Origin of the sequence: Cellulomonas hominis, from assembly GCF_014201095.1 — a bacterium.
GTDB classification, from domain to species: Bacteria; Actinomycetota; Actinomycetes; order Actinomycetales; family Cellulomonadaceae; genus Cellulomonas; species Cellulomonas hominis.
This window is the reverse complement of record NZ_JACHDN010000001.1, coordinates 4,358,579-4,382,680: the sequence shown is the minus strand read 5'-3', so window position 1 is coordinate 4,382,680 and position 24,102 is coordinate 4,358,579. Positions and strand designations below refer to the sequence as shown.

At 75.6% G+C, this 24,102-nt stretch carries 22 protein-coding genes; 15 read left to right on the top strand and 7 right to left on the bottom strand.

What is annotated here, in order from left to right; translation table 11 throughout:
* Nucleotides 1–29 precede the first annotated feature (29 nt).
* Nucleotides 30–2,543, bottom strand: a complete 2,514-nt coding sequence (locus HNR08_RS20760) for a DNA gyrase/topoisomerase IV subunit A (protein WP_146835307.1) — start codon at nt 2,541–2,543, stop codon at nt 30–32.
* A 106-nt stretch (nt 2,544–2,649) separates the two neighbouring features.
* Here HNR08_RS20760 and HNR08_RS20755 point away from each other — a divergent pair, with 106 nt between their 5' ends.
* The 4 genes from HNR08_RS20755 (at nt 2,650) to HNR08_RS20740 (ending at nt 8,033) form a co-directional block, all read left to right on the top strand.
* The gene (locus HNR08_RS20755) at nt 2,650–5,430 is read left to right on the top strand and encodes a bifunctional acetate--CoA ligase family protein/GNAT family N-acetyltransferase (RefSeq protein WP_146835304.1); all 2,781 of its coding nucleotides are present in this window, start codon (nt 2,650–2,652) and stop codon (nt 5,428–5,430) included.
* Nucleotides 5,431–5,608: 178 nt separating this feature from the next.
* A complete protein-coding gene (locus HNR08_RS20750) occupies nt 5,609–6,178 on the top strand; it encodes a DUF5998 family protein (protein WP_146835301.1) in 570 nt (189 codons plus the stop codon).
* Between the two features lie 2 nt (nt 6,179–6,180).
* The gene (locus HNR08_RS20745; protein WP_146835299.1) at nt 6,181–7,359 is read left to right on the top strand and encodes an alkaline phosphatase family protein; all 1,179 of its coding nucleotides are present in this window, start codon (nt 6,181–6,183) and stop codon (nt 7,357–7,359) included.
* Nucleotides 7,360–7,376: 17 nt separating this feature from the next.
* Nucleotides 7,377–8,033: a thymidine kinase gene (locus tag HNR08_RS20740; protein ID WP_146835296.1), complete on the top strand. Its 657-nt coding sequence runs from the start codon at nt 7,377–7,379 to the stop codon at nt 8,031–8,033.
* 44 nt (nt 8,034–8,077) lie between these two features.
* Here HNR08_RS20740 and sepH read toward each other — a convergent pair whose 3' ends face one another.
* Nucleotides 8,078–9,172: a septation protein SepH gene (gene sepH / locus HNR08_RS20735; protein ID WP_146835293.1), complete on the bottom strand. Its 1,095-nt coding sequence runs from the start codon at nt 9,170–9,172 to the stop codon at nt 8,078–8,080.
* A gap of 94 nt (nt 9,173–9,266) precedes the next feature.
* Between sepH and HNR08_RS20730 the strand changes: the two genes are divergently transcribed.
* From HNR08_RS20730 to HNR08_RS20720, 3 genes are all read left to right on the top strand, one after another.
* The gene (locus HNR08_RS20730) at nt 9,267–10,016 is read left to right on the top strand and encodes a trimeric intracellular cation channel family protein (protein ID WP_246802986.1); all 750 of its coding nucleotides are present in this window, start codon (nt 9,267–9,269) and stop codon (nt 10,014–10,016) included.
* 121 nt (nt 10,017–10,137) lie between these two features.
* Nucleotides 10,138–10,983 carry an inositol monophosphatase family protein gene (locus HNR08_RS20725; protein WP_246802985.1) on the top strand — a complete coding sequence of 282 codons (846 nt, stop codon included), beginning with the start codon at nt 10,138–10,140 and terminating at the stop codon, nt 10,981–10,983.
* Nucleotides 10,984–11,209: 226 nt separating this feature from the next.
* Nucleotides 11,210–11,509, top strand: a complete 300-nt coding sequence (locus tag HNR08_RS20720; RefSeq protein ID WP_146835284.1) for a DUF4193 domain-containing protein — start codon at nt 11,210–11,212, stop codon at nt 11,507–11,509.
* 43 nt (nt 11,510–11,552) lie between these two features.
* Here HNR08_RS20720 and HNR08_RS20715 read toward each other — a convergent pair whose 3' ends face one another.
* Nucleotides 11,553–12,041 carry a DUF3093 domain-containing protein gene (locus HNR08_RS20715; RefSeq protein WP_146835281.1) on the bottom strand — a complete coding sequence of 163 codons (489 nt, stop codon included), beginning with the start codon at nt 12,039–12,041 and terminating at the stop codon, nt 11,553–11,555.
* A 40-nt stretch (nt 12,042–12,081) separates the two neighbouring features.
* On the opposite strand from HNR08_RS20715, the gene dut reads away from it, so the two are divergent.
* The 4 genes from dut to HNR08_RS20695 all read left to right on the top strand — a co-directional run bounded on the left by dut (nt 12,082) and on the right by HNR08_RS20695 (nt 14,521).
* On the top strand, nt 12,082–12,564 hold the full coding sequence (gene dut / locus HNR08_RS20710; RefSeq protein WP_246802984.1) for a dUTP diphosphatase: 483 nt from the start codon (nt 12,082–12,084) through the stop codon (nt 12,562–12,564).
* A 74-nt stretch (nt 12,565–12,638) separates the two neighbouring features.
* Entirely contained in the window at nt 12,639–13,415 is a 777-nt protein-coding gene (locus tag HNR08_RS20705) for a DUF3710 domain-containing protein (protein ID WP_246802983.1), read from the top strand.
* 1 nt (nt 13,416) lies between these two features.
* Nucleotides 13,417–13,791 (top strand): OB-fold nucleic acid binding domain-containing protein, encoded by a 375-nt coding sequence (locus HNR08_RS20700; RefSeq protein WP_146835276.1) that lies wholly within the window; start codon nt 13,417–13,419, stop codon nt 13,789–13,791.
* Nucleotides 13,792–13,846: 55 nt separating this feature from the next.
* Nucleotides 13,847–14,521 (top strand): DUF3159 domain-containing protein, encoded by a 675-nt coding sequence (locus HNR08_RS20695; protein WP_146835273.1) that lies wholly within the window; start codon nt 13,847–13,849, stop codon nt 14,519–14,521.
* Here the strand turns inward: HNR08_RS20695 and HNR08_RS20690 are convergent.
* Complete coding sequence (locus HNR08_RS20690; protein WP_146835270.1) at nt 14,451–15,128, bottom strand: potassium channel family protein; 678 nt, start codon at nt 15,126–15,128, stop codon at nt 14,451–14,453. The two genes, HNR08_RS20695 and HNR08_RS20690, sit on opposite strands and share 71 nt — an antisense overlap.
* Nucleotides 15,125–15,775, bottom strand: a complete 651-nt coding sequence (locus HNR08_RS20685; protein ID WP_146835367.1) for a potassium channel family protein — start codon at nt 15,773–15,775, stop codon at nt 15,125–15,127. Before HNR08_RS20685 ends, HNR08_RS20690 begins: the two co-directional genes overlap by 4 nt.
* A gap of 107 nt (nt 15,776–15,882) precedes the next feature.
* Between HNR08_RS20685 and HNR08_RS20680 the strand changes: the two genes are divergently transcribed.
* From HNR08_RS20680 to HNR08_RS20665, 4 genes are all read left to right on the top strand, one after another.
* Nucleotides 15,883–17,886: an APC family permease gene (locus HNR08_RS20680; RefSeq protein WP_146835267.1), complete on the top strand. Its 2,004-nt coding sequence runs from the start codon at nt 15,883–15,885 to the stop codon at nt 17,884–17,886.
* Entirely contained in the window at nt 17,876–19,147 is a 1,272-nt protein-coding gene (locus HNR08_RS20675; RefSeq protein WP_146835264.1) for a class I SAM-dependent RNA methyltransferase, read from the top strand. The genes HNR08_RS20680 and HNR08_RS20675 overlap by 11 nt, the downstream gene beginning before the upstream one ends.
* A gap of 142 nt (nt 19,148–19,289) precedes the next feature.
* The gene (locus tag HNR08_RS20670) at nt 19,290–19,475 is read left to right on the top strand and encodes a translation initiation factor 2 (RefSeq protein ID WP_146835261.1); all 186 of its coding nucleotides are present in this window, start codon (nt 19,290–19,292) and stop codon (nt 19,473–19,475) included.
* 162 nt (nt 19,476–19,637) lie between these two features.
* On the top strand, nt 19,638–22,436 hold the full coding sequence (locus tag HNR08_RS20665; protein ID WP_246802982.1) for an aconitate hydratase: 2,799 nt from the start codon (nt 19,638–19,640) through the stop codon (nt 22,434–22,436).
* Nucleotides 22,437–22,693: 257 nt separating this feature from the next.
* Here the strand turns inward: HNR08_RS20665 and HNR08_RS20660 are convergent, their stop codons facing one another.
* A complete protein-coding gene (locus HNR08_RS20660; protein WP_146835256.1) occupies nt 22,694–23,119 on the bottom strand; it encodes a DUF1801 domain-containing protein in 426 nt (141 codons plus the stop codon).
* A 31-nt stretch (nt 23,120–23,150) separates the two neighbouring features.
* Nucleotides 23,151–24,059 (bottom strand): aminoglycoside phosphotransferase family protein, encoded by a 909-nt coding sequence (locus HNR08_RS20655; protein WP_146835253.1) that lies wholly within the window; start codon nt 24,057–24,059, stop codon nt 23,151–23,153.
* Between the last annotated feature and the right edge of the window lie 43 nt (nt 24,060–24,102).

The following is a 24,102-nucleotide window of genomic DNA, read 5'->3' as shown; positions in this document are numbered from 1 at the left end:
GGCCGGGGGTGGCGTGGTGGGCCGGGCGGTCAGCCGATCGCCAGCGGCGGCGCCGCCAGCGGCAGCCCCGAGCCGTCGCGGCGGTCGTCCGGCGCCGGCAGGTCCACCGGCTGGCCCGCGGACCCCGTGGCGCGCGCGGGACCCGGACCGGCCCAGGCGAGGAACAGCGCGTCCTCGCCCTTGAGGAACCGGTGCGCCCGGACCCCGCCGGTCGCGCGGCCCTTGCCCGGGAACCGGCTGAACGGCGTGACCTTCGCGGTGCCGGCCTGGGTGCCCGGCAGGGCGTCGGAGGTGCCGGCGACGGTCACGACGACCGGCTCGTCCTCGCCGGAGGACGGGAACCCGGCCGCCAGCGCGCCGAAGTGCACGACGCGCTGCCCCGCGGCGAGCTTGATGCCCGCCATGCCGCCCGCGGGCCGCCCCTGCGGCCGGACGGACCCCGCGGGGAAGTGCAGCAGGGCGGCGTCCGAGGCGATGAACACCAGCTCGTCGTCGTCGGAGACCGTCGCGCAGCCGACGACCTCGTCGCCGTCCTTGAGCGCCACGACCTCCCAGGAGTCCCGGTTCGCGGGCGCCTCGCCGGACGTGACGCGCTTGACCACGCCCTGCGCGGTGCCGAGCGCGAGCGTCGGCGCGTCGGCGGTCACGGGGACCAGGCCGACGACGCGCTCGCCCTTGTCGAGGGCGAGCAGCTCGGTCAGCGGCAGGCCGCCGGACAGGTTCGGGGCGCCGTCGGTCGGCGGCAGCGCGGGCAGGTCGAGCACGGAGACCCGCCGCACCACGCCGCGCGACGTCAGCACGCCGACCTCGCCGCGCACGCTGGTCGGGACGGTGCCCGCGAGCACGTCGTGCCGGTCGCGGTGCGCGCCGGGCGCCGGGCGCAGGGCCACGTCCGTGCCGCCGGTCCGCGCGACGAGGCCGGTCGCGGACAGCAGCGCGTAGCAGGGCGCGTCCTCGATCTCGAGCGACAGGGCGGGGGCGGCGGCGCGCGCGCCCCGGCCGGACGTCGGCGCGCCCTCGGCGGCGGTCACCGACCCGCCGGCGGACTCCAGCAGGATCGTCCGCCGCGGGGTGCCGTAGGTCGCGGCGACCTCGGCCATCTCGTCGGAGACGGTGGCGCGGAGCAGGGCGTCGTCGGCGAGGATCGCCTCCAGCGCGGCGATCTGCTCGGCGAGCTCGTCGCGCTCCTTCTCCAGCTCGATCCGGGAGAACCGGGTCAGGCGGCGCAGCCGCAGCTCGAGGATGTACTCGGCCTGCGGCTCGGACAGGTCGAACACGTCGCGCAGCCGGGTGCGCGCGGTCTCCGCGTCGTCCGAGGACCGGATGACCTGGATGACCTCGTCGATGTCGAGGATCGCGACCAGCAGGCCCTCGACCAGGTGCAGCCGCTCCCGCTTGCGGTCCAGGCGGTACCGGGACCGGCGCTCGACGACCCGGATCCGGTGCTCGACCCACACCTCCAGCAGCTCGCGCAGGCCGAGGGTGCGGGGCTGGCCGTCCACGAGGGCGACGTTGTTGATGGAGAACGAGTCCTCGAGCGGCGTGTGCCGGTACAGCTGCTCCAGCACGGCCTCGGGGTTGAAGCCCGTCTTGACCTCGATGACCAGGCGCAGGCCGTGCTGCCGGTCGGTGAGGTCCAGGGCGTCCGAGATGCCGGAGAGCTTCTTGGCCTGCACGCCCTCCTTGATCTTCTCGATGACCTTCTCCGGACCGACCGTGTACGGCAGCTCGGTGATGACGATGCCCTTGCGGCGCGGCGTGACGTTCTCGATGCGCGCGGTGGCCCGGGTCTTGAACGCCCCGCGGCCGGTGCGGTACGCGTCGCGGACGCCGTCCAGGCCGATGATCTTGCCGCCCGAGGGCAGGTCGGGGCCGGGGACGAACCGCATGAGCTCGTCGAGCGTGGCCTGCGGGTGCAGCACCAGGTGCCGGGCCGCCGCGACCACCTCGACGAGGTTGTGCGGCGCCATGTTGGTGGCCATGCCGACGGCGATGCCGGACGCCCCGTTGACGAGCAGGTTCGGGATGGCCGCGGGCAGCACGGCCGGCTGGGTCAGCTTGTTGTCGTAGTTCGGGACGAAGTCGACGACGTCCTCGTCCAGCCCGGCGGTCATCGCGAGGGCCGCGGGCGCCATCCGGGCCTCGGTGTAGCGGGGGGCGGCCGGGCCGTCGTCGAGGGAGCCGAAGTTGCCGTGCCCGTCGACCAGGGGGAGCCGCAGCGAGAACGGCTGCGCCATCCGCACCATCGCGTCGTAGATCGCCGTGTCGCCGTGCGGGTGCAGCTTGCCCATCACCTCGCCGACGACGCGCGCCGACTTCACGTGCGCGCGGTCCGGGCGCAGGCCCATGTCGTGCATCTGGAACAGGATGCGGCGCTGCACCGGCTTGAGTCCGTCGCGGGCGTCCGGGAGCGCGCGCGAGTAGATGACGGAGTACGCGTACTCGAGGAACGAGCCCTCCATCTCGGTCGCGACGTCGATGTCGACGATGCGCTCGACGACGTCCCCGGGCGGGACGTCGGGGGTGCTGCTGCGGCGCGCCATGCGGATGCTGCTCCCGGGATCGTGGTGGGTGACGGCCCATTGTCCCCGCCCGTGGCCCGTGCCGACGACCACGACGCGCGGGGGTGCTCCGGATAGGCTCGTCCCCATGGCCGAGCTCACCGGGGACGCGCACGGCGTGGTGGGCTACCCCGAGCACTGGGAGGCCGACGTCGTGCTCCGGGACGGCAGCACGACGCACGTGCGGCCGATCCGGCCCGAGGACGCCGAGGCGCTGCAGGCCTTCCACGTCGCGCAGTCCGAGGCGTCGATCTTCTTCCGGTTCTTCGCGCCGCTGGAGCGGCTGCCCGACCGGGACCTGGCCCGGTTCACGACCGTGGACCACGACGACCGGGTGGCCCTGGTCGCGGTCACGCAGGACGACGAGATCATCGGCGTCGCTCGGTACGACAAGGTGGCGCCGGACGAGGCGGAGGTCGCCTTCAACATCGCGGACTCCCGGCACGGCCGCGGCCTGGGCTCCGTGCTGCTGGAGCACCTGGCCGCGGCGGCGCGCGAGCGCGGGGTGCGCCGGTTCACCGCGGAGGTGCTGCCGCAGAACGGCCGGATGATCGCCGTGTTCCGCGAGGCCGGGTACTCGCTGCGGCAGCGGCTCGAGGACGGCGTCGTGACCGTCGAGTTCGACATCGACCCCACCGACCGGTCGCTCGCGGTGATGACGGCGCGCGAGCACACCGCCGAGGCCCGCAGCGTGCAGGGGCTGCTGTCCGCCCGCAGCGTGCTGCTGCTCGCGTCCGCCGAGTCGCCGGCGGGGTCGCTGCCGGACCTGCAGGCGGCGCGGGTGCTCGCGGGCCTCGCCACCGGCGGCGTGCACGGCGCGGGGGAGCCGGAGCACCGGACCGGCGCGGTGACCCGGCCCGGCGGGCCGGCGGAGCCGGTGCAGGTGCACGTCGTCGGCCGCGCCCCGGAGCCGGGCACGCCCGCGCACGTGCGCCACTGGCCGGACCTGGCGTCCGTGCCCGGCCCGGTCGACCTGGCGGTGCTCGCGCTGCCCGGCGCCGAGGCGGTGCTCGCGGTGCGCTCGCTCGGGCGGCTCGGCGTGCGCGGCGTGGTCGTGCTGTCCGACGGCTTCGCCGAGACGGGCGCCACCGGGCTCGCCCTGCAGCGGGCGCTGCTGCGGACGTCGCACGCCGCGGGCATGCGCGTCATCGGCCCGGTGTCCTACGGCGTCCTCGCGCACGCGGCGGGCGGGCTGCTCAACGCCTCGCTGACCGAGGACCCGCCGCCGCCCGGGCGGATCGGCCTGTTCTGCCAGTCCGCGCCCACCGCGGTCTCGATGCTCGGCTCCGTGCGCCGCCGGCACCTCGGGCTCGCGCACCTGGTGTCGGCCGGGAACCGCGCGGACGTGTCGGGCAACGACCTCATGCAGTTCTGGCAGGAGGACGACGGCACCGACGTCGTCGCGCTGTACCTGGAGTCGATCGGCAACCCGCGCAAGTTCTCCCGGGTCGCCCGGCGGCTCGCCCGGGTCAAGCCCGTCGTGGTCGTCACCGCCGGCCGGTCCGGCCACGTCGTCCCGCCCGGGCACGCGGTCCGCCCGACGCTGGCCTCCCGGCGCACGCTGGAGGAGGTGATGCGCCGCTCCGGTGTCGTGCTCGTGGACAACACGCACCAGATGCTCGAGGCCGCGCAGCTGTTCGCGCTCCAGCCCCTGCCGCCCGGCCGGCGCGCCGCCGTCGTCGCGTCCTCGCCCTCGATGGCCGCGCTGGTCCGCGAGGCCGCCGGTGCCGCCGGGCTCACCGTCACCGGGCAGGCCGCGATCATCGCCGAGGACGCGGACGACGAGCGGATCGAGCGCTGCTTCGCCGAGGTGTACGCCGACCCCGAGGTGGACGTCGTCGTCACGGTGCACGTGCCGACCGCCGGCCCGCGGGACGACCGGGTCGCCCAGGCGCTCGCGCGCGCCGCCGCCGGGTCGGGCCGCACGTCCGTGGCGTGCCTGCTCGGGCTGCACGGCGCGACCCCCCAGCTCACCGCGCCCGACGCGGACGGAGCCCTGCGCACCATCCCGGCGTACACCACCCCCGAGGACGCGGTGCTCGCGCTCGGGCAGGCCGTCCGGTACGCCGCCTGGCGCGCTACCGACCGCGGCACCCTGATGCACCCCGAGGGCGTGCACGCCCGCACCGCCCGCCGGCTGGTCGACTCCTGGCTGGACGAGGCGGGCCGCCCCGCGACCCTGGAGGTCGGCCCGGAGCGGGCGGCGGAGCTGCTGGCGCTCGCGGGCGTCGAGGTGTTCCCGTCCGAGGGCGTGCACGACGCCGACGAGGCGGTCGCGGCAGCCGAGCGGCTCGGGTGGCCCGTCGCGCTCAAGTCCACCGTCCCCGCGCTGCGGCACCGTTCGGACCTCGGCGGCGTGCGGCTCGACGTGCACGACGCCGCCGAGCTGCGCGCGGACGTGGCGCAGGTGCTCGCGCTCGCGGCCGGCCGGGAGCCCGCGCCGGGCCGCGCGCCGCTCGAGGTGCAGGCCATGGCCCCGCACGGGGTGGCCACGGTGATCCGGTCCTCCGAGGACCCGCTGTTCGGTCCCGTGCTCGGCTTCGGCCTCGGCGGGGACACCACCGACCTGCTCGGCGACGTCGCCTACGCCGTGCCGCCGCTCACCGACGTGGACGTCGCCGACGTCGTGCGCGCCCCCCGGTCCGCGCCCCGGCTGTTCGGCTACCGGGGCGTGCCGCCGCTGGACGTGACCGCGCTGGAGGACGTGCTCGCCCGGGTGTCCGTGCTCGCGGACAACCTGCCCGAGCTGCACGCCCTCGAGCTGAACCCGGTCGTCGTCGCCGAGGACGGCGCGTACGTGCTCGGCGCGACGGCCCGCGTCGGCGCCGCGAGCCGGGCCGACGGACCGCGCCGCGTCCTGCCGGGGTAGCCCCCGCGCGCCGAACGTGCCGACGTACGCGGTGTCCACGTCGTCTGGCGGGTGTCCTTCGTGACGCGGGTGCACGCGGTGCACGCGGTGACCACCTCCTCGCCCTCGCTCGGGTCGTCGTCCCCAGCCTGCGGCGAAGGGTGTGACGGGCCGGGCCGGTCGGTGGGAGGATGTCCCGGTGCCTGCACCGTCCGCCGACCTCAGCCGTGACCTGCACCGGGCGGGGTACTACCCCGACCTGGTGGCCGACGTCCTCGACGTCGCCCTCGCCGACGAGCCGGTCGTGGCGCACCTCGTGCACCCCGAGACCACATTCGACGCCGCGGAGGTCCGCCGGCACGTCACCGTGCTCGCGCTGACGCCGACCCGGCTCGTGGTCGCGCACGTCGACGACCACCCGGCCGACCGGGAGCACCCCTCGGCCAGCGCGGCCGCGACGACCGAGGCCGTGCCGCTGTCCGAGCTGCGGTCGGTCGCGCTGACGCACGTGCTCGGCTCGCCGGAGCAGCACACGCCGGGCACCGCGGCCACCGAGCTGACCCTCGCGATCGGCTGGGGCGCCGTCTCCCGCGTCGACCTCGAGCCGGCGCAGTGCGGCGACCCGGCGTGCGAGGCGGACCACGGGCTGACCGGCACCCTCACGCCGGACGACGTGGTGGTGCGGGTGAGCGCGGTCGCCGAGGGCACCGACGCCGTCCGGGCCGCCGTGGCGTTCGCCCGGCGGCTCTCCGCGGCGAGCGCGCGCTGACGATGCCCGCCGCCGCGCCGTCCACCGTGCCCGGCCGGCTCGCGGACGCGGGCCTGGTCCTGCCCGACTACGCCGGGCCGTCGCTGTCGGGGCTGCTGCCCGCCGTCGCCGACGCGCTGGGGGTGCCGGCCGCCGACGGTCCCGCGCGCCGCGCCCAGCTCGGGCTGCCGGCCACGCACCGGGTGTGCGTCGTCCTGGTCGACGGGCTGGGGTACGCCAACCTCACCGAGCGCTCGGGGCACGCCCCGTTCCTGCGGTCGCTGCTCGACGGCGCCGCGCCGCTGTCGGCCGGCTACCCGTCCACCACGGCCGCCTCGATGGGCACGTTCGGCACCGGCACGGGGCCCGGGCGCACCGGCCTCGTCGGGTACACCGTCCGGAACCCGCGCGACGGACGGCTCGCGAACATGGTGTCGTGGGACGGGCTGGGACCCGCACGGGACTGGCAGCGCGAGCCCACGGTGTTCGAGACGCTCGTCGCGCACGGGGTCACCGTGACCACGGTCGGCCCGGGGAAGTTCATGGGTTCCGGCCTCACCGAGGCGGCCCTGCGCGGCGGCGGGTACCGGGCCGCGGAGTCCCTGGCCGACCGGGTGGACGCGGCGCTGCGGCTGCTGCGCGAGCCCGGGCTCGTCTACCTGTACTGGGGCGACGTCGACAAGACCGGCCACCACGAGGGCTGCGGGTCCTGGCAGTGGGGCGACCAGCTCGAGGCGCTCGACTCCGAGCTGCGTCGGCTGGTGCGCTCGCTGCCCGCCGGCGCGTCGCTGGTCGTCACCGCCGACCACGGGATGGTGGACGTCGACCCCGCCCGGCGCTGGGACGTCGCGACCACCCCGGCGCTCGCCGCGGACGTGGCGCTGGTGGCGGGGGAGCCCCGGGCGCTGCACGTGCACCTGGACGCCGGCGCGGACCCCGCGGTCGTCGCGGCCCGGTGGTCGGAGACGCTGGGCGACGCCGCGGTCGTGCTCACCGGGGACGAGGCGATCGGGGCCGGGTTGTTCGGCCCGGTGTCGGCGCACGTGCGACCGCTGATCGGCGACCTCGTGGTCGCGACCACCGGGCGGGCGACCGTCGTCGACTCCCGGACCCAGACGCCCGCCTCGCTGCGGCTCGTCGGCGTGCACGGCTCCCTGACCCCCGCCGAGGTCCAGGTCCCGCTGCTCGCCCTGCACACCTGAGACGGAACGAGGAGAGCGTGGCAGAGCTCGTCTTCTTCTGCGGCACGATGGACTGCGGCAAGTCCACCCTGGCGCTGCAGATGCACCACAACCACCAGGCCCGCGGCCGGGGCGGCGTGCTGTTCACCCGCAACGACCGGGCGGGGGAGCACCGGCTGTCCTCGCGGCTCGGCCTGTCCGTCCCCGCGCACGAGGTCACGGACAGCACCGACTTCTGGGACGAGGTCGTCGCGCGGCGCACCGAGGGGCGCCGCGTGGACTTCCTCATCTGCGACGAGGCGCAGTTCTACTCCGCGGAGCAGGTCGACCAGCTCGGCCGGGTCGTCGACGAGCTCGGCGCCGACGTGTTCGCCTTCGGGATCACCACCGACTTCCGCACCCGGCTGTTCGCCGGCTCGGCCCGGCTGCTCGAGCTCGCCGACCGGGTCGAGACGCTCCAGGTGCAGGCCCTGTGCTGGTGCGGCGCCCGCGCGACGCACAACGCCCGCACCGTGCACGGCGTGATGGTGGTCGAGGGCGCGCAGGTGGTCGTCGGCGACGTCGACGTCCCGGACGAGGACGCCGTCGGCTACGAGGTGCTGTGCCGCCGGCACCACCGGATGCGCACGACGGCGCGCACGTCGGGGGCGGCGGCGCTGTCGCCGCAGACGCTGGACCTGGCCGCGGGGGACTGAACCCCCCGGGACCCGGTGGGGTCCGCGGGGCTCCGGCTCGGCGGCTACTCGGGCTTCGCGCCGAAGACGATCTCGTCCCAGCTCGGCACCTTCGGCCGGCCGCGGCGCCCGCTGCGGGTCCGCGGCTCGGGGCGCGCGGGCTCCGCGGCGTCCGGGCCGGGCTCGCCGGGCTCCGCCGCGACGGGCGTCTCCGGCTCCTCGGCGACGGGGCGCACCGGTGCCGGGTACACCCGGGCCTGGGACGCGGGCTCGGTCTCCACCGGGTGGGAGCCCGGCAGGTCCGGGACGTCCGGGGCGTCGAGCTGCCCGAAGTCGAACGCGTGCTGCGGGCCGAAGCCGCCGAAGTCCTCGTCCTCGTCGTCCTCGAGGTCGAGCGTCTGCCGCACGCCGCGGCGGGCGCGCAGGTCGTCCAGCAGGTCCGCCGTCGCGCGGATGTCGTCCACCGGGTCCTCGGCGTGCTCCCCGTGGGGCGCCGGGCCGTCGACCGCGGCGAGCACGGGGCGCACGTCGGCGTCCACGTCGTACACGAGGTCCCGCACGGCGGACAGGTGGCGGCGCGGCACGGGGCCGTCGGCGATCTCCGTCTCGGAGAGCCAGCGGGCCTCGTCCTCCTCGGCGTGCACCGCGCGGGCCGAGGCGTCGTAGGTCCACCGGGCCTCGCGCAGGTCGTCCTCGACGAGGAACCGCGCCACGACGGTCCAGCCGGCGCCCGCCTCGCGGTACGCGTCCCACTCCACGCCGTCGGGGTCCACGCCGCGCGCGGCGAGCCGGTCCACGACGAGGTCGCCCAGCACCGGCGCCCCGACGTCCCGGCCGACCCGGGTGCCGCGCGCCTGCTCGGCGACGAACTCGCGCTCCGCGAGCACGGGGCCCTCGAAGCGCCGCACGTGCTCGACCGTGAGGCCGGAGTCCTGCGCGATCTGCTCCGCGGACTGCCCCGCGCGGACGCGCGCCTGGATCTCCCGCGGACTGGGCACGCCCGACTGCTCCGCGCGGATCTGCTCCAGCTGCGGGCGGTCGCGGCGCACCGCGGCGCGCAGCGGCTCGTCGATGTGCAGCCGGTAGCGCTGCCCGTCGGCCGCCGCGAGAACGAGGTGTTCCCCGTCCTCGTGCAGTCCGATCAGCTCGAGCTCAGCCATCACCTCTCCCATCATCCGCGACGAGCCTGCCACCGCCCACCCCCGATCCCGCGGAGGCCGGGCGGTGCGCCGCCGAACTGCCATGATCACCCCTGTGTTCGACGACCTCCCCCTGCAACCCGTCCTGGAGCTGCTCGGCGTGTTCGTCGGCGCCCTGTCCGGCGGCCTGGCCGCGGTCCGCAAGGGGTTCGACATCTTCGGCATCGTGGTCCTGGCCTGGGCCGCGGGTCTCGGCGGCGGCATCCTGCGCGACGTGCTGATCGGCGCCGTGCCGCCGGTCGGGATCGCGCAGTGGGAGTTCGTGGTGACGGCCTGCGTCGCGGGGCTGGTGACCTGGGCGGCGCACCCGGGGCTCGGGCGGCTCCGGCGGTTCGTGCTGGTGCTGGACGCCGGCGCCCTCGCGCTGTTCACCGTCGTCGGCACCGTGAAGGCGCTGGAGTACGGGACCGGGGCGACCGCGGCGGTCTGCGCGGGCGTCATCACCGGCGTCGGCGGCGGGGTGCTGCGGGACATCCTCACCGGGGAGGTGCCCGTGGTGCTGCACCAGCGGCAGCTCTACGCGATCCCGTCGGTGCTCGGGGCGCTGCTCGTGGCGGTGCTCTGGCACGCCGGCGCCCTGACCGTGCCGACCGAGGTGCTGGCGGTCTCCGTGGTGCTCGTCACCCGGCTCGTGGCGCTGCGGTTCCGGCTGCAGGCCCCCGGCCCGTGGGACCCGGCGGCCGTGCGCGCCCGCTACCCCGGCCGCGGCGCCCGCCCGGGCCGGGCCCCGCGCCCCCCGCGCGAGGAGCCGGCCCCGCTGCTCCGCTGGCTCCGCCACGTCCGCGGCGCCCGCGGCGCCCGCTGAGGGGTCGGGTCACCGGCCGAGGTCGACGGTTCCGCCCGAGGTCGTCGGTTGCGCACCCCGGCTGGACCGCGCAACCGACGACCTCGGCGCCGGTCGCGTGCCGTCGGGCAGGATGGGGTGCGTGAGCAGCGCGACCCCTGACCTGCCCGACGCCGCCGCGGTGCGGGCGCTGACCGACCTCGCCGAGCGGCTCGCCCGCTCCGCCGGCGACCTGATCCGCGCGAACCGCCCCGCCCGGGTGGCCGTCGCCGCGACGAAGTCCTCGGAGGTGGACCCGGTCACCGCGATGGACCTGGCGTCTGAGGCGCACCTGCGCGAGCTGCTCGCCGAGCACCGGCCGGACGACGGCGTGCTGGGCGAGGAGCACGGGCTGGAGCCGGGGACCACCGGGCTCACCTGGGTGCTGGACCCCATCGACGGGACGGTGAACTACCTGTACGGCGTCCCGGCGTACGCGGTGTCGGTCGGCCTGGTCGCCGGCGAGCCCGACCCGGAGCGCTGGACCGCGGTCGCGGGCGCGGTGCACTCGGTCGTCGACGGCGTGACGTACGCGGCCGGGCTCGGGCTGGGCGCCCGCCGCGACGGGCAGCCGATCGCCGCGAACCCGGCCCGGCCGCTCGCCACGTCGCTCGTCGGCACGGGCTTCGGGTACGTCTCGGAGCGCCGCCGCGCGCAGGGCCGGGTGCTGGCCGCGCTGCTCCCGCAGGTGCGGGACATCCGGCGCATCGGGTCGGCGGCGCTGGACCTGTGCCGCGTGGCCGAGGGGACGCTCGACGTGATGTACGAGCGCGGGCTCAACGCGTGGGACGTCGCGGCGGGCGAGATCATCGCTCGCGAGGCGGGTGCGCAGGTCACCGGCCTGCGGGGGCGCCGGGCGAGCCGGGACATGACCGTGGTCGGACCGCCGGAGACGGTGGCGGCCCTCGGCGCGCTGCTCGCCGAGCTGGGTGCCGACTCGGACGACTGAGGGCGGCGCGGGCACGTCCCCGGGGGTGTTCTGCGGGGGTTCGCGGGGGTTCGCCCGGACCGTCCGGCGGGCTCCGCGCGGGCCCGGCGCGGGAGGTGCCGGACCGGCGTGCGTCCCGCGACGAAATAGGGCACAATCCGGGGCGCCTGTCGGGAACAAACCTCGCCTGCCGCGACTTGATCCCGCGTACGCCGACCACCGACCCAACGGAGCGTGACCACACCTCATGGCAACCGACTACGACGCCCCGCGCAAGACCGAGGAGGACCTCAGCGAGGACTCGCTGCAGGAGCTCCAGGCCCGGCGCTCCGACAAGAACTCGGGCGTGGTGGACGAGGACGAGACCGAAGCGGCCGAAGGGTTCGAGCTCCCGGGCGCGGACCTGTCCGGTGAGGAGCTGTCCGTCCGGGTGCTGCCGCGTCAGGCCGACGAGTTCACGTGCTCCAAGTGCTTCCTGGTGCACCACCGCAGCCAGCTCGCGTACGAGAAGGACGGCATGCCCGTCTGCTCGGAGTGCGCGGCCTGAGCCGCCGTCCGGACGCGCGCGAGCCGCGCGCCCGACCCAGCCGTCACGACGCCGGCCGGACCCCCGTGGTCCGGCCGGCGTCGTCGTCCGCGGGCTGCAGCGCCCGCACGAGGTCGTCGGGCCGGCGGGTGGAGACCACCCAGTAGGGGGTCGGGTCCGCGGGGTCGTCGAGGCGGACCCGGACCGCCGTCCTGACCCACCCGCGCAGGCACACGTACGCGCGCGCGTCGAGCTCCGGGCCGAGCGCGGCGCGGGTGGCGTCCGCGTCCAGCGCGACGGGGTCCCGGAGCAGCCCGAGCGGCACGTGCGCGGCACCCGCGTGCAGCTCGCCGTCGGCGACCCGGACCCGCGTCGCCGACGCCACCGCGGCCGCCCCGGCGGCGACCAGGCCGGTCACCGCGCCCGCGACCCCCGGGCCGGTGCCCAGCGGCCACAGCACGATGCCGAGCATCGCCGCGGCGGCGGGCACGGCCAGCCAGACCGCGGGGGACGGCCAGAGGCGCTCGTCGAACGGGGGCGTCGTGGTCTGCACCGTCCCAGCATCGCACCCGCGGCCGGTAGGGTCGGGCCCCGTGACGAGCACCGAGGACACCACCGCCACCCTGACCGTGCTGCTCCGCCGCCTGGACGAGGGCGTCCCCGTCCCCGCGTACGCCCACCCGGGCGACGCCGGCGCGGACCTGGTCACGCGGGTGGACGCGACGATCGAGCCGGGGGAGCGGGTCACCGTCCCGACCGGCCTGGCCATCGCGCTGCCGGAGGGTTACGCCGCGTTCGTGCACCCGCGCTCGGGCCTGGCCGCCAAGCACGGCCTGACGATCGTCAACGCGCCCGGCACCGTGGACGCGGGGTACCGCGGCGAGATCGCCGTGACGCTGCTCAACACCGACGCGCGGGAGCCGGTGGTGCTGCACCGCGGCGACCGGGTGGCGCAGCTCGTCATCCAGCGGGTGGAGCGCGCGGCGTTCGTCGAGGCCGACGAGCTGCCGGACTCCGTGCGCGGCGCCGGCGGCTTCGGCTCGTCCGGCGGCTGGCGGTCGGGCGGGGCCCGCTAGGTGCACCGCACCGGGCGGACTACTGTGGACGTGTACGTGCCCGCGCGGCGGGCGACCCGGGGAAGGGACTGAGGGTGGCGCTATTCCGGCGCGGTGCGAAGGACCGCACCGCCCAGGACGAGACCCTGGAGCAGACGGCCGACCAGGCGACGCCCGAGGAGCCGGCCGCCCAGGCCGACGACGCGGCCGCGCCCGGCGCCCCGGACGAGGCGCCCGCGCCCGTCCCCGACCGGTCCGCCGGGCCCTGGGACGCCGCCGACGAGATCCCGCCGGGGCCCCGCGTGGACCTCGGCGCGCTCCGGCTGCCGGGCGTGCACGGCATGGAGCTCCGCATGGAGATCGACAAGAAGACCAACGTCGTGACCGCGGTCGGCGTGACGCTGGACGGCTCGACGCTGCAGATGCAGGCGTTCGCCGCCCCGCGCACCGAGGGCATCTGGGACGAGATCCGCGAGGAGATCGGCGAGTCCGTGCGCAAGCAGGGCGGCGCCGTGGACGACGTGCCCGGCCCGTTCGGGCGCGAGCTGCTCGCCCGGCTCCCCGTGCGCACCCCCGAGGGCCGCACCGGGCACCGCCCGGCCCGGTTCATCGGCGTCGACGGCCCCCGCTGGTTCCTGCGCGGCGTCATCACCGGCCGCGCGGCGGTGGACGAGGAGGCCGCGGGCAAGCTCGAGGACCTGTTCCGCCGCACCGTCGTCGTCCGCGGCGGCGACGCCCGGCCGCCGCGCGACCTGCTCGCGCTCCGGCTCCCGAACCAGGCCGACGGCGCGACCCCGGCCGCCCCGGCGGCGCCCGCCGCCCCCACGTTCGACCCGCTCAAGCGCGGGCCGGAGATCACGGAGATCCATTGACATGCCCACGTCGCTGCGCGAGCACCTGCGCCGGGCCGTCGCCTCGCAGGAGGAGATCGAGGCCGTCGAGGAGCGGGAGGACGCCGTGCGCGCCACCGGCTGCACGCCGGTGAGCCTGGCGTCCGACCGGCACCGCGCCAAGGTGTCCGGCGTGCTGCGCTCGGTGGTCCTGCGCCCCCGCGAGGGCGTGCCCGCCCTGGAGGCCGAGCTGTACGACGGCTCCGGCTCGGTCGTGCTGGTCTGGCTGGGACGCCGGGAGATCGCCGGCATCGAGCCCGGCCGCCGGCTGAAGGTCGAGGGCCTGGTGTGCTCCCGCGAGGGCCGGCGCTCCATGTTCAACCCCCGCTACGAGCTGCGGCCCCGACCCGGTGAGTGAGCCGGCGACGCCCCCCGGGCCGGAGACGGCCGAGGGCGCCGGCGCGGCCCGCGGCATGAGGGCGATCGGCGCCGACGAGTTCTCCTTCGGCGAGGCCATCGGCGGCGTGCGCGGTGCGGTCGAGTCCGTCGCGCCCGGGCTGGTGTTCGTCGTCGTGTTCGTCGCCGCGGGGCAGCGGCTGACGCCCGCGCTCGTGGCGTCCGCCGCCACCGCGCTGGTCGCGGTCGTCGCGCGGCTCGTGCAGCGCAGCCCGCTCACGCAGGCGCTGTCCGGCGTCCTGGGCGTCGGGATCGGCGTCCTGTGGGCGTGGCGGTCCGGCCGCGCGGAGGACTACTTCGCGTGGGGCCTGCTGACCAACGTCGCCTACCTGCTGGCGTTCGTGGTGTCCGCGCTGGTGCGCTGGCCGCTGGTGGGCGTCGTGGTCGGGCTGTTCCGGTCCGACGGCCCGATGTCGTCGCAGGGGTCGTGGGCCGGTGCCGTCGCGTGGCGCGCCGACCCCGAGCTGCGCCGCCGGTACGCGCTGGCGACCTGGCTGTGGGCCGGGATGTTCGCGCTGCGCCTGGTGGTGCAGGTCCCGCTCTACCTGGCCGGCGAGGTCGCCTGGCTCGGCACCGCGAAGCTCGTCATGGGCGTGCCGCTGACGGCCCTCGTGCTCTGGCTCAGCTGGATCCTGGTGCGCGGCTCGACAGCAGCTCGGCCAGCGCCACCTCCGAGCCGTCCCGCCCCGTGACGAACAGCAGCTCGTCGCCGCCCTCCAGGGTGTCGTCGCCGCTGGGGGAGAACGGCCGGTCGTCCCGCACGACGCACGCCAGCACGGTGTCGGCCGGCCAGTCGACCTGACCGATCAGCCGGCCCGCGAGCGGGGAGTCGTCGGGCAGCGTGAGCTCGAGGATGTCCGCGCCGGACTGGTGGAACGTGAAGATCCGCACCAGGTCGCCGACGGAGACGGCCTCCTCGATCATCGCCGTCATGATGCGCGGCGTGGACACCGCCACGTCGACGCCCCACGCCTCGTCGAACATCCACTCGTTCTTCGGGTTGTTCACCCGGGCCACGGTCCGCGGCACGCCGTACTCGGTCTTCGCGAGCAGGGAGATGACGAGGTTCGCCTTGTCGTCGCCGGTGGCCGCCACGACGACGTCGCACTCGTCCGTGCGCGCCTGGGTCAGGGTCGGCAGCTCGCACGCGTCGGCCAGCAGCCAGTCGGCGTCCGCGACCTGGGCCACGCGCATCGCGGACGGCTGGCGGTCGATCAGCGTGATCTCGTGCCCGTTGGCCAGCAGCTCGCGGGCGATCGAGCGCCCGACCGAGCCGGCGCCGGCGATGACGACCCTCACGCCTGCACCTCCGGGGCCGCGGTGACGACGCGCTCGACGGCCGACGTGTCGTCGGCGTGCATGAGCAGGTGCACGATGTCGTTCTCCTGGAGGACGGTCTGGGCGTCCGGCAGCAGGCCGTCGCCGTAGCGGGTCAGGTACGCGACACGGGCGCCGGTGGCCTCCTCGAGGACGCGCAGCGGCTTGCCGCGCCAGCCCTCGTGCACGTCGACCTCGGACAGCACGATCCGGCCGGAGGCGTCCGTGAACTGGCTGGTCGCGCCCATCGGCAGCAGCCGGCGGAGCACCTGGTCGGCGGTCCACCGGACGGTCGCGACCGTCGGGATGCCGAGCCGCTGGTAGATCTCCGCGCGGTGCGGGTCGTAGATGCGGGCCACGACGTTCTCCACCCCGAACGTCTCGCGCACGACGCGCGCGGCCAGGATGTTGGAGTTGTCGCCGTCCGAGACCGCCGCGAAGCCGAAGGCGTCGTCGATGCCCGCCTGCCGCAGCACGTCCCGGTCGAAGCCGAGGCCGGTGACCTTGCTGCCGGCGAAGTCCGCGTCCAGGCGGCGGAACGAGTCCGGGTTCTGGTCGATCACCGCGACCGAGTGGCCGTGGCTCTCCAGCGACTGCGCGAGGGTGGCGCCGGCACGGCCGCAGCCCATGATGACGAAGTGCACGACGCGGAACGCTATACCCCCGCGGGCGGTCTCAGACAGCGGGAGCACCCGGTTGGCGCGATCCGGCCCGGGTGCGCCTAGCATGGTCCCTCGTGCCGGATCTCGCGGATGCCGCCAAACGCTTGCTGCTGGGCCGACCGGTCCGCAGCGAGAACCTGGGGCACACCCTGCTGCCCAAGCGGATCGCCCTTCCCATCTTCGCCTCGGACGCGCTGTCGTCCGTCGCCTACGCCCCCGACGAGGTGCTGCTGACGCTGGCGCTCGCCGGGGTCAGCGCCACGGTGATCTCGCCGTGGGTCGGCCTGGCGGTCGTGGTCGTCATGATCACCGTCATCGCCTCGTACCGGCAGAACGTGCACGCGTACCCGTCGGGCGGCGGCGACTACGAGGTCGCCACCGTGAACCTCGGCCCGAAGGCCGGCGTCACCGTGGCGAGCGCGCTGCTGGTCGACTACGTGCTGACCGTCGCCGTGTCGGTCTCGTCCGGGACGCAGTACGCGGCCTCGGCGATCCCCGCGCTGCGCGGGCACGAGACGCTCGTCGCGGTCGGCATCGTCGTGCTGCTCACGCTCGCGAACCTGCGCGGGGTCAAGGAGTCGGGCAGCGCGTTCGCGATCCCGGTGTACCTGTTCATGGTCGCGGTGGGGTCGACGGCGATCTTCGGCTTCGTGCAGTACCTGATGGGCGACCTGCAGCAGGCCGCCTCGCACGACCTGACGATCGTGCCGGCCGACGGTTTCGAGCAGGGCCTGACGGGCGCCGCCGGCGCGTTCCTGGTCCTGCGCGCGTTCGCGTCCGGGTCGGCCGCGCTGACCGGCGTCGAGGCGATCAGCAACGGCGTGCCGTCGTTCCGGAAGCCGAAGTCGAGGAACGCCGCGACGACGCTGCTGCTGCTCGGCAGCCTGTCGGTGTTCCTCATCATGTCGATCCTCACGCTCGCCCGGATCACCGGCGTGCACTACGTCGAGGACCCGGCGACCCAGCTGCTGCGCGACGGCGTGCCGGTCGGCGAGGACTACGTGCAGGACCCGGTCATCGGGCAGCTCGCGCAGACGATCTTCCACGCGTTCCCGCCGGCGTTCTACCTGGTCGCCGTCGTCACGGGACTCATCCTCGTGCTCGCCGCGAACACCGCGTTCAACGGCTTCCCGGTGCTCGGCTCGATCCTCGCGAAGGACGGCTACCTGCCCCGGCAGCTGCACACCCGCGGCGACCGGCTCGCGTTCTCCAACGGCATCGTGGCCCTCGCGCTCGGCGCGATCGCGCTGATCATCGCGTTCGACGCGCAGGTCACCCGGCTGATCCAGCTGTACATCGTGGGCGTCTTCGTGTCGTTCACGCTGTCGCAGCTCGGCATGATCAAGCACTGGACCCGGGAGCTGCGCACGCAGCCGGACCCGGTGCGCCGGCGGCAGATGACCCGCTCGCGGGTCATCAACGCCATCGGCTTCGGCATGACCGCGACGGTGCTGCTCATCGTCCTGGTCACCAAGTTCACGCACGGCGCGTGGATCGCGATCCTCGCGATGATCGTCGTGTTCATCGGCATGCAGGGGATCCGCCGGCACTACGACGCCGTCCGCGCGGAGCTGGCGCTCGGCGCCGACCCCGCCGCCGCCCGCGCGCTGCCCAGCCGGGTGCACGCGATCGTGCTGGTCTCGCACCTGCACCGGCCGACCATGCGCGCGCTCGCGTACGCCCGGGCGTCGCGCCCGCACACCATCGAGGCCGTGACCGTGGGCGTCGACCCGGAGGACGCGCAGGCGCTGCGCGACCAGTGGGAGGCGATGGACCTGCCGGTGCCGCTGCGGATCCTGGACTCGCCGTTCCGCGAGATCACGCGGCCGATCATCACCTACGTCCGCTCGATCCGGCGGGACAGCCCGCGGGACCTGGTGGTCGTCTACATCCCGGAGTACGTCGTCGGCCACTGGTGGGAGCAGCTCCTGCACAACCAGAGCGCGCTGCGGCTCAAGGGCCGGCTGCTGTTCACGCCGGGCGTCGTCGTGGCGTCCGTCCCGTGGCAGCTCGCGTCGACGGAGGGTCAGACCGGTATGGAGGAGCACGTGCGCAGGACGACCTCTCGTGGCCTCTGAGGCGGGCGCGCCCGGGGACGTCGTCGAGCTCGAGGTCGGGCCGGTGGCCCACGGCGGCCACTGCGTCGCGCGGCTCCGGGCCCCGGGTGAGGACGGGCCGGGGCGCGTCGTGTTCGTCCGGCACGCGCTGCCCGGCGAGCGGGTGCGCGCACGGCTGACCGAGACCGGCGCGAAGGCGCGGTTCTGGCGGGCGGACGCGGTCGAGGTGCTGGACGCCTCGGCCGACCGGGTCGAGTCGGCGTGGCCCGAGGCCGGGCCCGGGGGCGTCGGCGGCGGCGAGCTCGCGCACGTGCGGCTCGACGCGCAGCGGACGTGGAAGGCCGGCGTGCTGCGTGAGCAGCTGCTCCGGCTCGCGCAGGTCGACCGCGACGTGCCGGTGCGCGCGCTGCCCGGGGACGACGAGCGCGGCGGCCTGGGCTGGCGCACCCGCGTCGGCTTCCTGGCCGACCGCGAGGGCCGGGCGGGCATGCGCCGGTTCCGGTCGCACGACGTGCTCCCGGTGACGACGATGCCGCTCATGAGCGGCGCGCTGGCCGAGTTGGACCTGCTCGGGCGCCGCTGGGCGCCGGGCGCCCGGATCGAGGCCGTGGCGCCCGCGGGCGGCGACCAGCCGGTCGTGCTGGTCGACGGACAGCCGTTCGACCTGCGCCGCGGCAAGGCGGACCCGCGGCCGAACGCGCGGGCCGCGGTGCGGGAGCGCGTGGCCGTCGGGGACCACGAGTGGACGTACCGCGTGGCCGCCGCCGGGTTCTGGCAGGTGCACCGCGAGGCGCCGGCGGCGCTGACCGGGGCCGTGCTGTCCGCGCTGGGTGACGTGGCGGGCGGCCGGGTGCTCGACCTGTACTCCGGTGCGGGGCTGTTCACGCTGCCGCTCGCGGACGCCGTGGGGGAGTCCGGCTCCGTCGTCGCGGTCGAGGGCGCCGACCGGGCGGTGCGCGACGCCCGCCGGAACCTGCACGACCGGCCGCAGGTCGCGCTGCACGGCGGGGACGTCGCCGGCGTGCTGGCCTCCGGCGAGGCGGGGACCCGCGCGGACGCCGTCGTGCTCGACCCGCCGCGCGTCGGCGCCGGGCGGGACGTCGTGCGGGCGGTCGCGGGGCTCGGGCCGTCGCGGGTCGTGTACGTCGCGTGCGACCCGGCCGCGCTGGCCCGGGACGTGGCGTACCTCGCGGAGGAGGGCTTCGCCCTGCGCGACGTGACGGGCTACGACCTGTTCCCGATGACGCACCACGTCGAGGCGGTCGCGGTCCTGGAGCGCTGACGCGCGCCGGCGTGGCTGGGGGCTCGGCGGGGCCGCGCGTGCCGCTGCGACGTGCGGGGACGGTCGCGCCGGGGGCGGCGGCGGCCTAGCGTGGGGGTGGGCGCCCCGGCCCGCGGGCGCCCGGGACCGGAAGGAGCCGACGATGACGACAGCGCACCAGGGTGACGCCCGCGAGTCCGCCGCGGAGGCGACGCGCCGCGTGGCCGAGGCGAGCCGCCGCGCGACCGCCGAGCTGCACAAGCAGGGCACCCCGGAGTACGACCCCCGCCAGCACGAGAAGGCCGTCGAGCGGGAGCGCCGGGCCGCGCAGGGCCCGGCCGAGGGCTGACGCGCCGCCGCACCGCACCGTCGTACCCGGCGACCCCGGGAGCGCCGCCGCCGCGCGTCGCTCCCGGGGTCGCGACGGGGTACGATGTATCTTGACGTCAAGATACTTGTTCCGCTCGGTCACCCCCAGCGACCGAAACTCGCCCCACGAAGGAGCCCCACAGTGAGCAGCGTCGACAGCTTCGGGTCGAAGTCCCGGCTGCAGGTCGGTGACGACACCTACGAGATCTTCCGGCTGGACGCCGTCCCCGGGACCGAGAAGCTGCCGTACAGCCTCAAGGTGCTGGCCGAGAACCTGCTGCGCACCGAGGACGGCGCCAACATCACGGCCGACCACGTGCGCGCGCTCGCCGCGTGGGACCCGTCGGCCGAGCCCGACACCGAGATCCAGTTCACGCCGGCGCGCGTGATCATGCAGGACTTCACCGGCGTGCCCTGCGTGGTCGACCTGGCCACGATGCGCGAGGCGATGGTGGACCTCGGCGGCGACCCGACCCGGATCAACCCGCTGGCCCCCGCCGAGCTCGTCATCGACCACTCGGTGCAGATCGACGTCTTCGGCCGGCAGGACGCCTTCCAGCGGAACGTCGAGATCGAGTACCAGCGCAACCACGAGCGGTACCAGTTCCTGCGCTGGGGCCAGACGGCGTTCGACGACTTCAAGGTCGTCCCGCCGGGCACCGGCATCGTGCACCAGGTGAACATCGAGTACCTGGCCCGCGGGATCATGGTCCGCGACGGCCGGGCGTACCCCGACACGTGCGTCGGCACCGACTCGCACACGACGATGGTCAACGGCCTCGGCGTGCTCGGCTGGGGCGTCGGCGGCATCGAGGCCGAGGCGGCCATGCTCGGGCAGCCGGTGTCGATGCTCATCCCGCGCGTCGTCGGCTTCAAGCTCATCGGCTCGATCCCGTCCGGCGTGACGGCGACCGACGTCGTGCTCACCATCACCCAGCAGCTGCGCCAGCACGGCGTGGTCGGCAAGTTCGTCGAGTTCTACGGCGACGGCGTGGCCCAGGTGCCGCTGGCGAACCGCGCGACGATCGGGAACATGTCGCCGGAGTTCGGCTCGACCTGCGCGATCTTCCCGATCGACGACGTCACGCTCGACTACCTGCGCCTGACCGGCCGCTCCGAGCCGCAGCTCGCGCTGGTCGAGGCGTACGCGAAGGAGCAGGGCCTCTGGCACGACCCGTCGCGCGAGCCGGCGTACTCGGAGTACCTGGAGCTCGACCTCGGCACCGTCGTCCCGTCGATCGCCGGCCCGAAGCGCCCGCAGGACCGCATCGAGCTGTCCGAGGCCAAGGAGTCGTTCGCCACCTCGATCCTCGACTACGTGTCCGACTCGGAGAGGGCGCCGTTCACCGGCCTCGACGAGTCCGTGGACGAGACCTTCCCGGCCTCCGACCCGATCGCGGCCGGCGAGCACGCGGACTCCTCGGACGCCCCGGCGCACGTCGCCGCGGGGGACTCGGCCCGCCGGCCGCACAAGCGCGTCCCGGTCACGCTGGCCGACGGCACGAGCACCGAGCTCGACCACGGCGCCGTCGTCATCGCGTCGATCACGTCCTGCACCAACACCTCGAACCCGTCGGTGATGCTCGCCGCGGCGCTGCTGGCGCGCAAGGCCGTCGAGCGCGGGCTGGCCTCGAAGCCGTGGGTCAAGACGTCGATGGCCCCGGGCTCGCAGGTGGTGACGAACTACTACGAGAAGGCCGGCCTCTGGCCCTACCTGGAGAAGCTCGGCTTCCACCTGGTCGGCTACGGCTGCGCGACCTGCATCGGCAACTCCGGCCCGCTGCCGGACGAGGTCTCGGCGGTCGTCAACGAGCACGACCTGTCGGTGGTCTCGGTGCTGTCCGGCAACCGCAACTTCGAGGGCCGCATCAACCCCGACGTGAAGATGAACTACCTGGCGTCCCCGCCGCTGGTCATCGCGTACGCGCTCGCCGGCACGATGGACTTCGACTTCGACCGCGAGCCGCTGGGCACCGACCCCGACGGCACGCCGGTGTTCCTCACGGACATCTGGCCGACGCCGGAGGAGGTCCAGGCGACCATCGACGCGAGCATCGACCGGTCGATGTTCGAGGCGGACTACGCCGACGTGTTCGCGGGCGACGAGCGCTGGCGCGCGCTGGACACCCCGGAGGGCGACACGTTCGCCTGGGACGGCGAGTCCACCTACGTGCGCAAGCCCCCGTACTTCGAGGGCATGGCCGCCGAGCCGGCGCCGGTCGCCGACGTCACGGGCGCCCGCGTGCTCGCGAAGCTCGGTGACTCGGTCACCACCGACCACATCAGCCCCGCGGGCTCGATCAAGGCGGACAGCCCGGCGGGCGTCTACCTCGCGGAGCACGGCGTCGAGCGCCGCGACTTCAACTCGTACGGCTCGCGCCGCGGCAACCACGAGGTGATGATCCGCGGCACGTTCGCGAACATCCGGCTGCGGAACCAGCTCGTGCCGGGCGTCGAGGGCGGCTTCACGGTCAACCACCTGACCGGCGAGCAGACGTCGATCTACGACGCCGCGCAGGCGTACGCCGAGGCCGGCGTGCCGCTGGTGATCCTGGGCGGCAAGGAGTACGGCTCCGGCTCGTCGCGCGACTGGGCGGCCAAGGGCACCGCGCTGCTCGGCGTGAAGGCCGTCATCACCGAGTCGTTCGAGCGGATCCACCGGTCGAACCTCATCGGCATGGGCGTGCTGCCGCTGCAGTTCCCGGCCGGCGAGTCGGCCGACTCGCTGGGCCTGGACGGCACGGAGACGTTCGACGTCGCCGGGATCACCGCGCTGAACGACGGGTCCACGCCCCGCACGGTGCGCGTCACCGCGACGAAGGCGGACGGCTCCGCGGTGGAGTTCGACGCGGTCGTGCGGATCGACACCCCCGGCGAGGCGGACTACTACCGCAACGGCGGCATCCTGCAGTACGTGCTCCGGTCGCTCGCCGCGGCCTGACGACGCACGCACGACGCCCCCGGGACCCGCGTGGTCCCGGGGGCGTCGGCGTGCCGGCCGGCGGCGGTGCGGACACCGGGTGCGCCGTGGTCCGCGTCGGGTGGGTGGAGGTGGTGCTGGACGGTGTGGACACCGGGTGCGCGGTGTCCGCGTCGGGCGGATGGGCATGCCGCTGGGAGACGTGGACACCGAGTACGCGGGGTCGGGCGCGGACGCCCGGGACTCGCGTCGTGGCGCGTCGCTCGTGTCGGCCCGGGTCAGCCGGCGTCGCGCGGGTTGGTCCCGGCGGCCGCCCAGGACGCCGCGACGATCCGCTCGAGGACGGCGGCGTCGACCGCGTCGAGGTCCTTGACGTACAGGCACCCCTTGCCGACGGTGTGCGGCCCCAGTGCGGCGAGGTCGTCGACGTGTGCCTCGACGCCGTCCATGAGGTACAGCGTCAGCGCCGTCTTCCGCGGCGAGAACGCGACGGGCGGCCAGTCGCCGGTGCGGCCCGAGGCGTAGGTGTAGCGCACGGAGCCGAAGCCGACGATCGACGGGCCCCACATCACCGGCGGCTCGCCGGTCACGCGCTGCATGAGGTCCAGCACGCGGTCGGCGTCCCGGCGGCGGCGCTCGGGGGTGACGGTGGCGAGGAAGGCGTGCGGGTCGGCGTCGGTCGCGACGGTCTTGTTCTCGGCCATCCGGCCATGATGCCCCGCGAGTGTCGCGCGGTCAGCCCAGCAGCCCCCGCACGGTGTGCGCGCCGATCGCGGCGAGGGTCGGGTCGTCGTCGCTGTGCGTCACCAGCGCGGAGCCCATGACCAGCGCCCAGCCCGCGGCCCGGCGCCAGCGCCCGGGGTCCGGCGGCCCGGCGGCGTCGGCGAGGGCGTCGCTGCGGGCCCGGAACGCGGCGCGGCCGGCCGCGTCGAACGTGAGCCACGCCGTCGCCAGGTCGCACGCGGGGTCGCCGGCGGTGACGTCGCCGAAGTCCAGCAGCGCGGCCAGGGCGCCGTCCCGGGTGACGAGGTTCGCGGGGTGCGGGTCGCCGTGCAGCCACACGGGCGGCCCCGGCCAGGCGGGCGCCGCGAGCGCGTCGTGCCAGAGCGTGAGGGCGCGCGGGTCGGCGCCGGGCAGCACGGCGTCGAGGTGCCCCGCCGCGATCCGCTCGGTGAGCGCCGCGCCCCGGCCGGCGAGGGAGCCGCCGCGCACCGGGTTCACGGGCGCGTCCGCCGGCGCGGGGACGTGCAGCGCGGCCAGGGCCTCGGCGAGCGTCCCGGCCCAGGCGGTCCGGGCGGCGACGGGCTCGTCGGCGGCGTGCCGGCCCGCGAACCACGGGACGACGCTCCACGACCACGGGAACAGCGGTCCGGGCCGGCCGAGGCGGACCGGCGCGGGCACCGGGACCGGGCACAGGCCGGCGAGGACGCCGAGCCAGCGCTGCTCGTGCTCGACGAGGTGCGCCGCGGCCGCGCGCCGGGGGAGCCGCACCGCGAGGTCGTCGCCGAGGCGGAACGTGCCGTTGTCCCAGCCGTGCGCGACGAGCCGGACGGGCAGGTCCGCGAGGTCCGGGTGCTGCTCGGCGAGCAGGTCCCGCACCAGGCCGGGGGTGAGGGCGACCTCGGCGGGCGGCTTGTCGGGCACGGTGGGACCTCCGGTCGGCCGGCGCGCGGCGGGTGCGGCGCGG

Bases quoted from the DNA above. Each gene is read 5' to 3' on its own strand.
- HNR08_RS20760 (WP_146835307.1), bottom strand. From the start codon at position 2,543: ATGGCGCGCCGCAGCAGCACCCCCGACGTCCCGCCCGGGGACGTCGTC.
- HNR08_RS20755 (WP_146835304.1), top strand. From the start codon at position 2,650: ATGGCCGAGCTCACCGGGGACGCGCACGGCGTGGTGGGCTACCCCGAG.
- HNR08_RS20745 (WP_146835299.1), top strand. From the start codon at position 6,181: ATGCCCGCCGCCGCGCCGTCCACCGTGCCCGGCCGGCTCGCGGACGCG.
- sepH (WP_146835293.1), bottom strand. From the start codon at position 9,172: ATGGCTGAGCTCGAGCTGATCGGACTGCACGAGGACGGGGAACACCTC.
- HNR08_RS20720 (WP_146835284.1), top strand. From the start codon at position 11,210: ATGGCAACCGACTACGACGCCCCGCGCAAGACCGAGGAGGACCTCAGC.
- HNR08_RS20700 (WP_146835276.1), top strand. From the start codon at position 13,417: ATGCCCACGTCGCTGCGCGAGCACCTGCGCCGGGCCGTCGCCTCGCAG.
- HNR08_RS20695 (WP_146835273.1), top strand. From the start codon at position 13,847: ATGAGGGCGATCGGCGCCGACGAGTTCTCCTTCGGCGAGGCCATCGGC.
- HNR08_RS20685 (WP_146835367.1), bottom strand. From the start codon at position 15,775: ATGGGCTGCGGCCGTGCCGGCGCCACCCTCGCGCAGTCGCTGGAGAGC.
- HNR08_RS20670 (WP_146835261.1), top strand. From the start codon at position 19,290: ATGACGACAGCGCACCAGGGTGACGCCCGCGAGTCCGCCGCGGAGGCG.
- HNR08_RS20660 (WP_146835256.1), bottom strand. From the start codon at position 23,119: ATGGCCGAGAACAAGACCGTCGCGACCGACGCCGACCCGCACGCCTTC.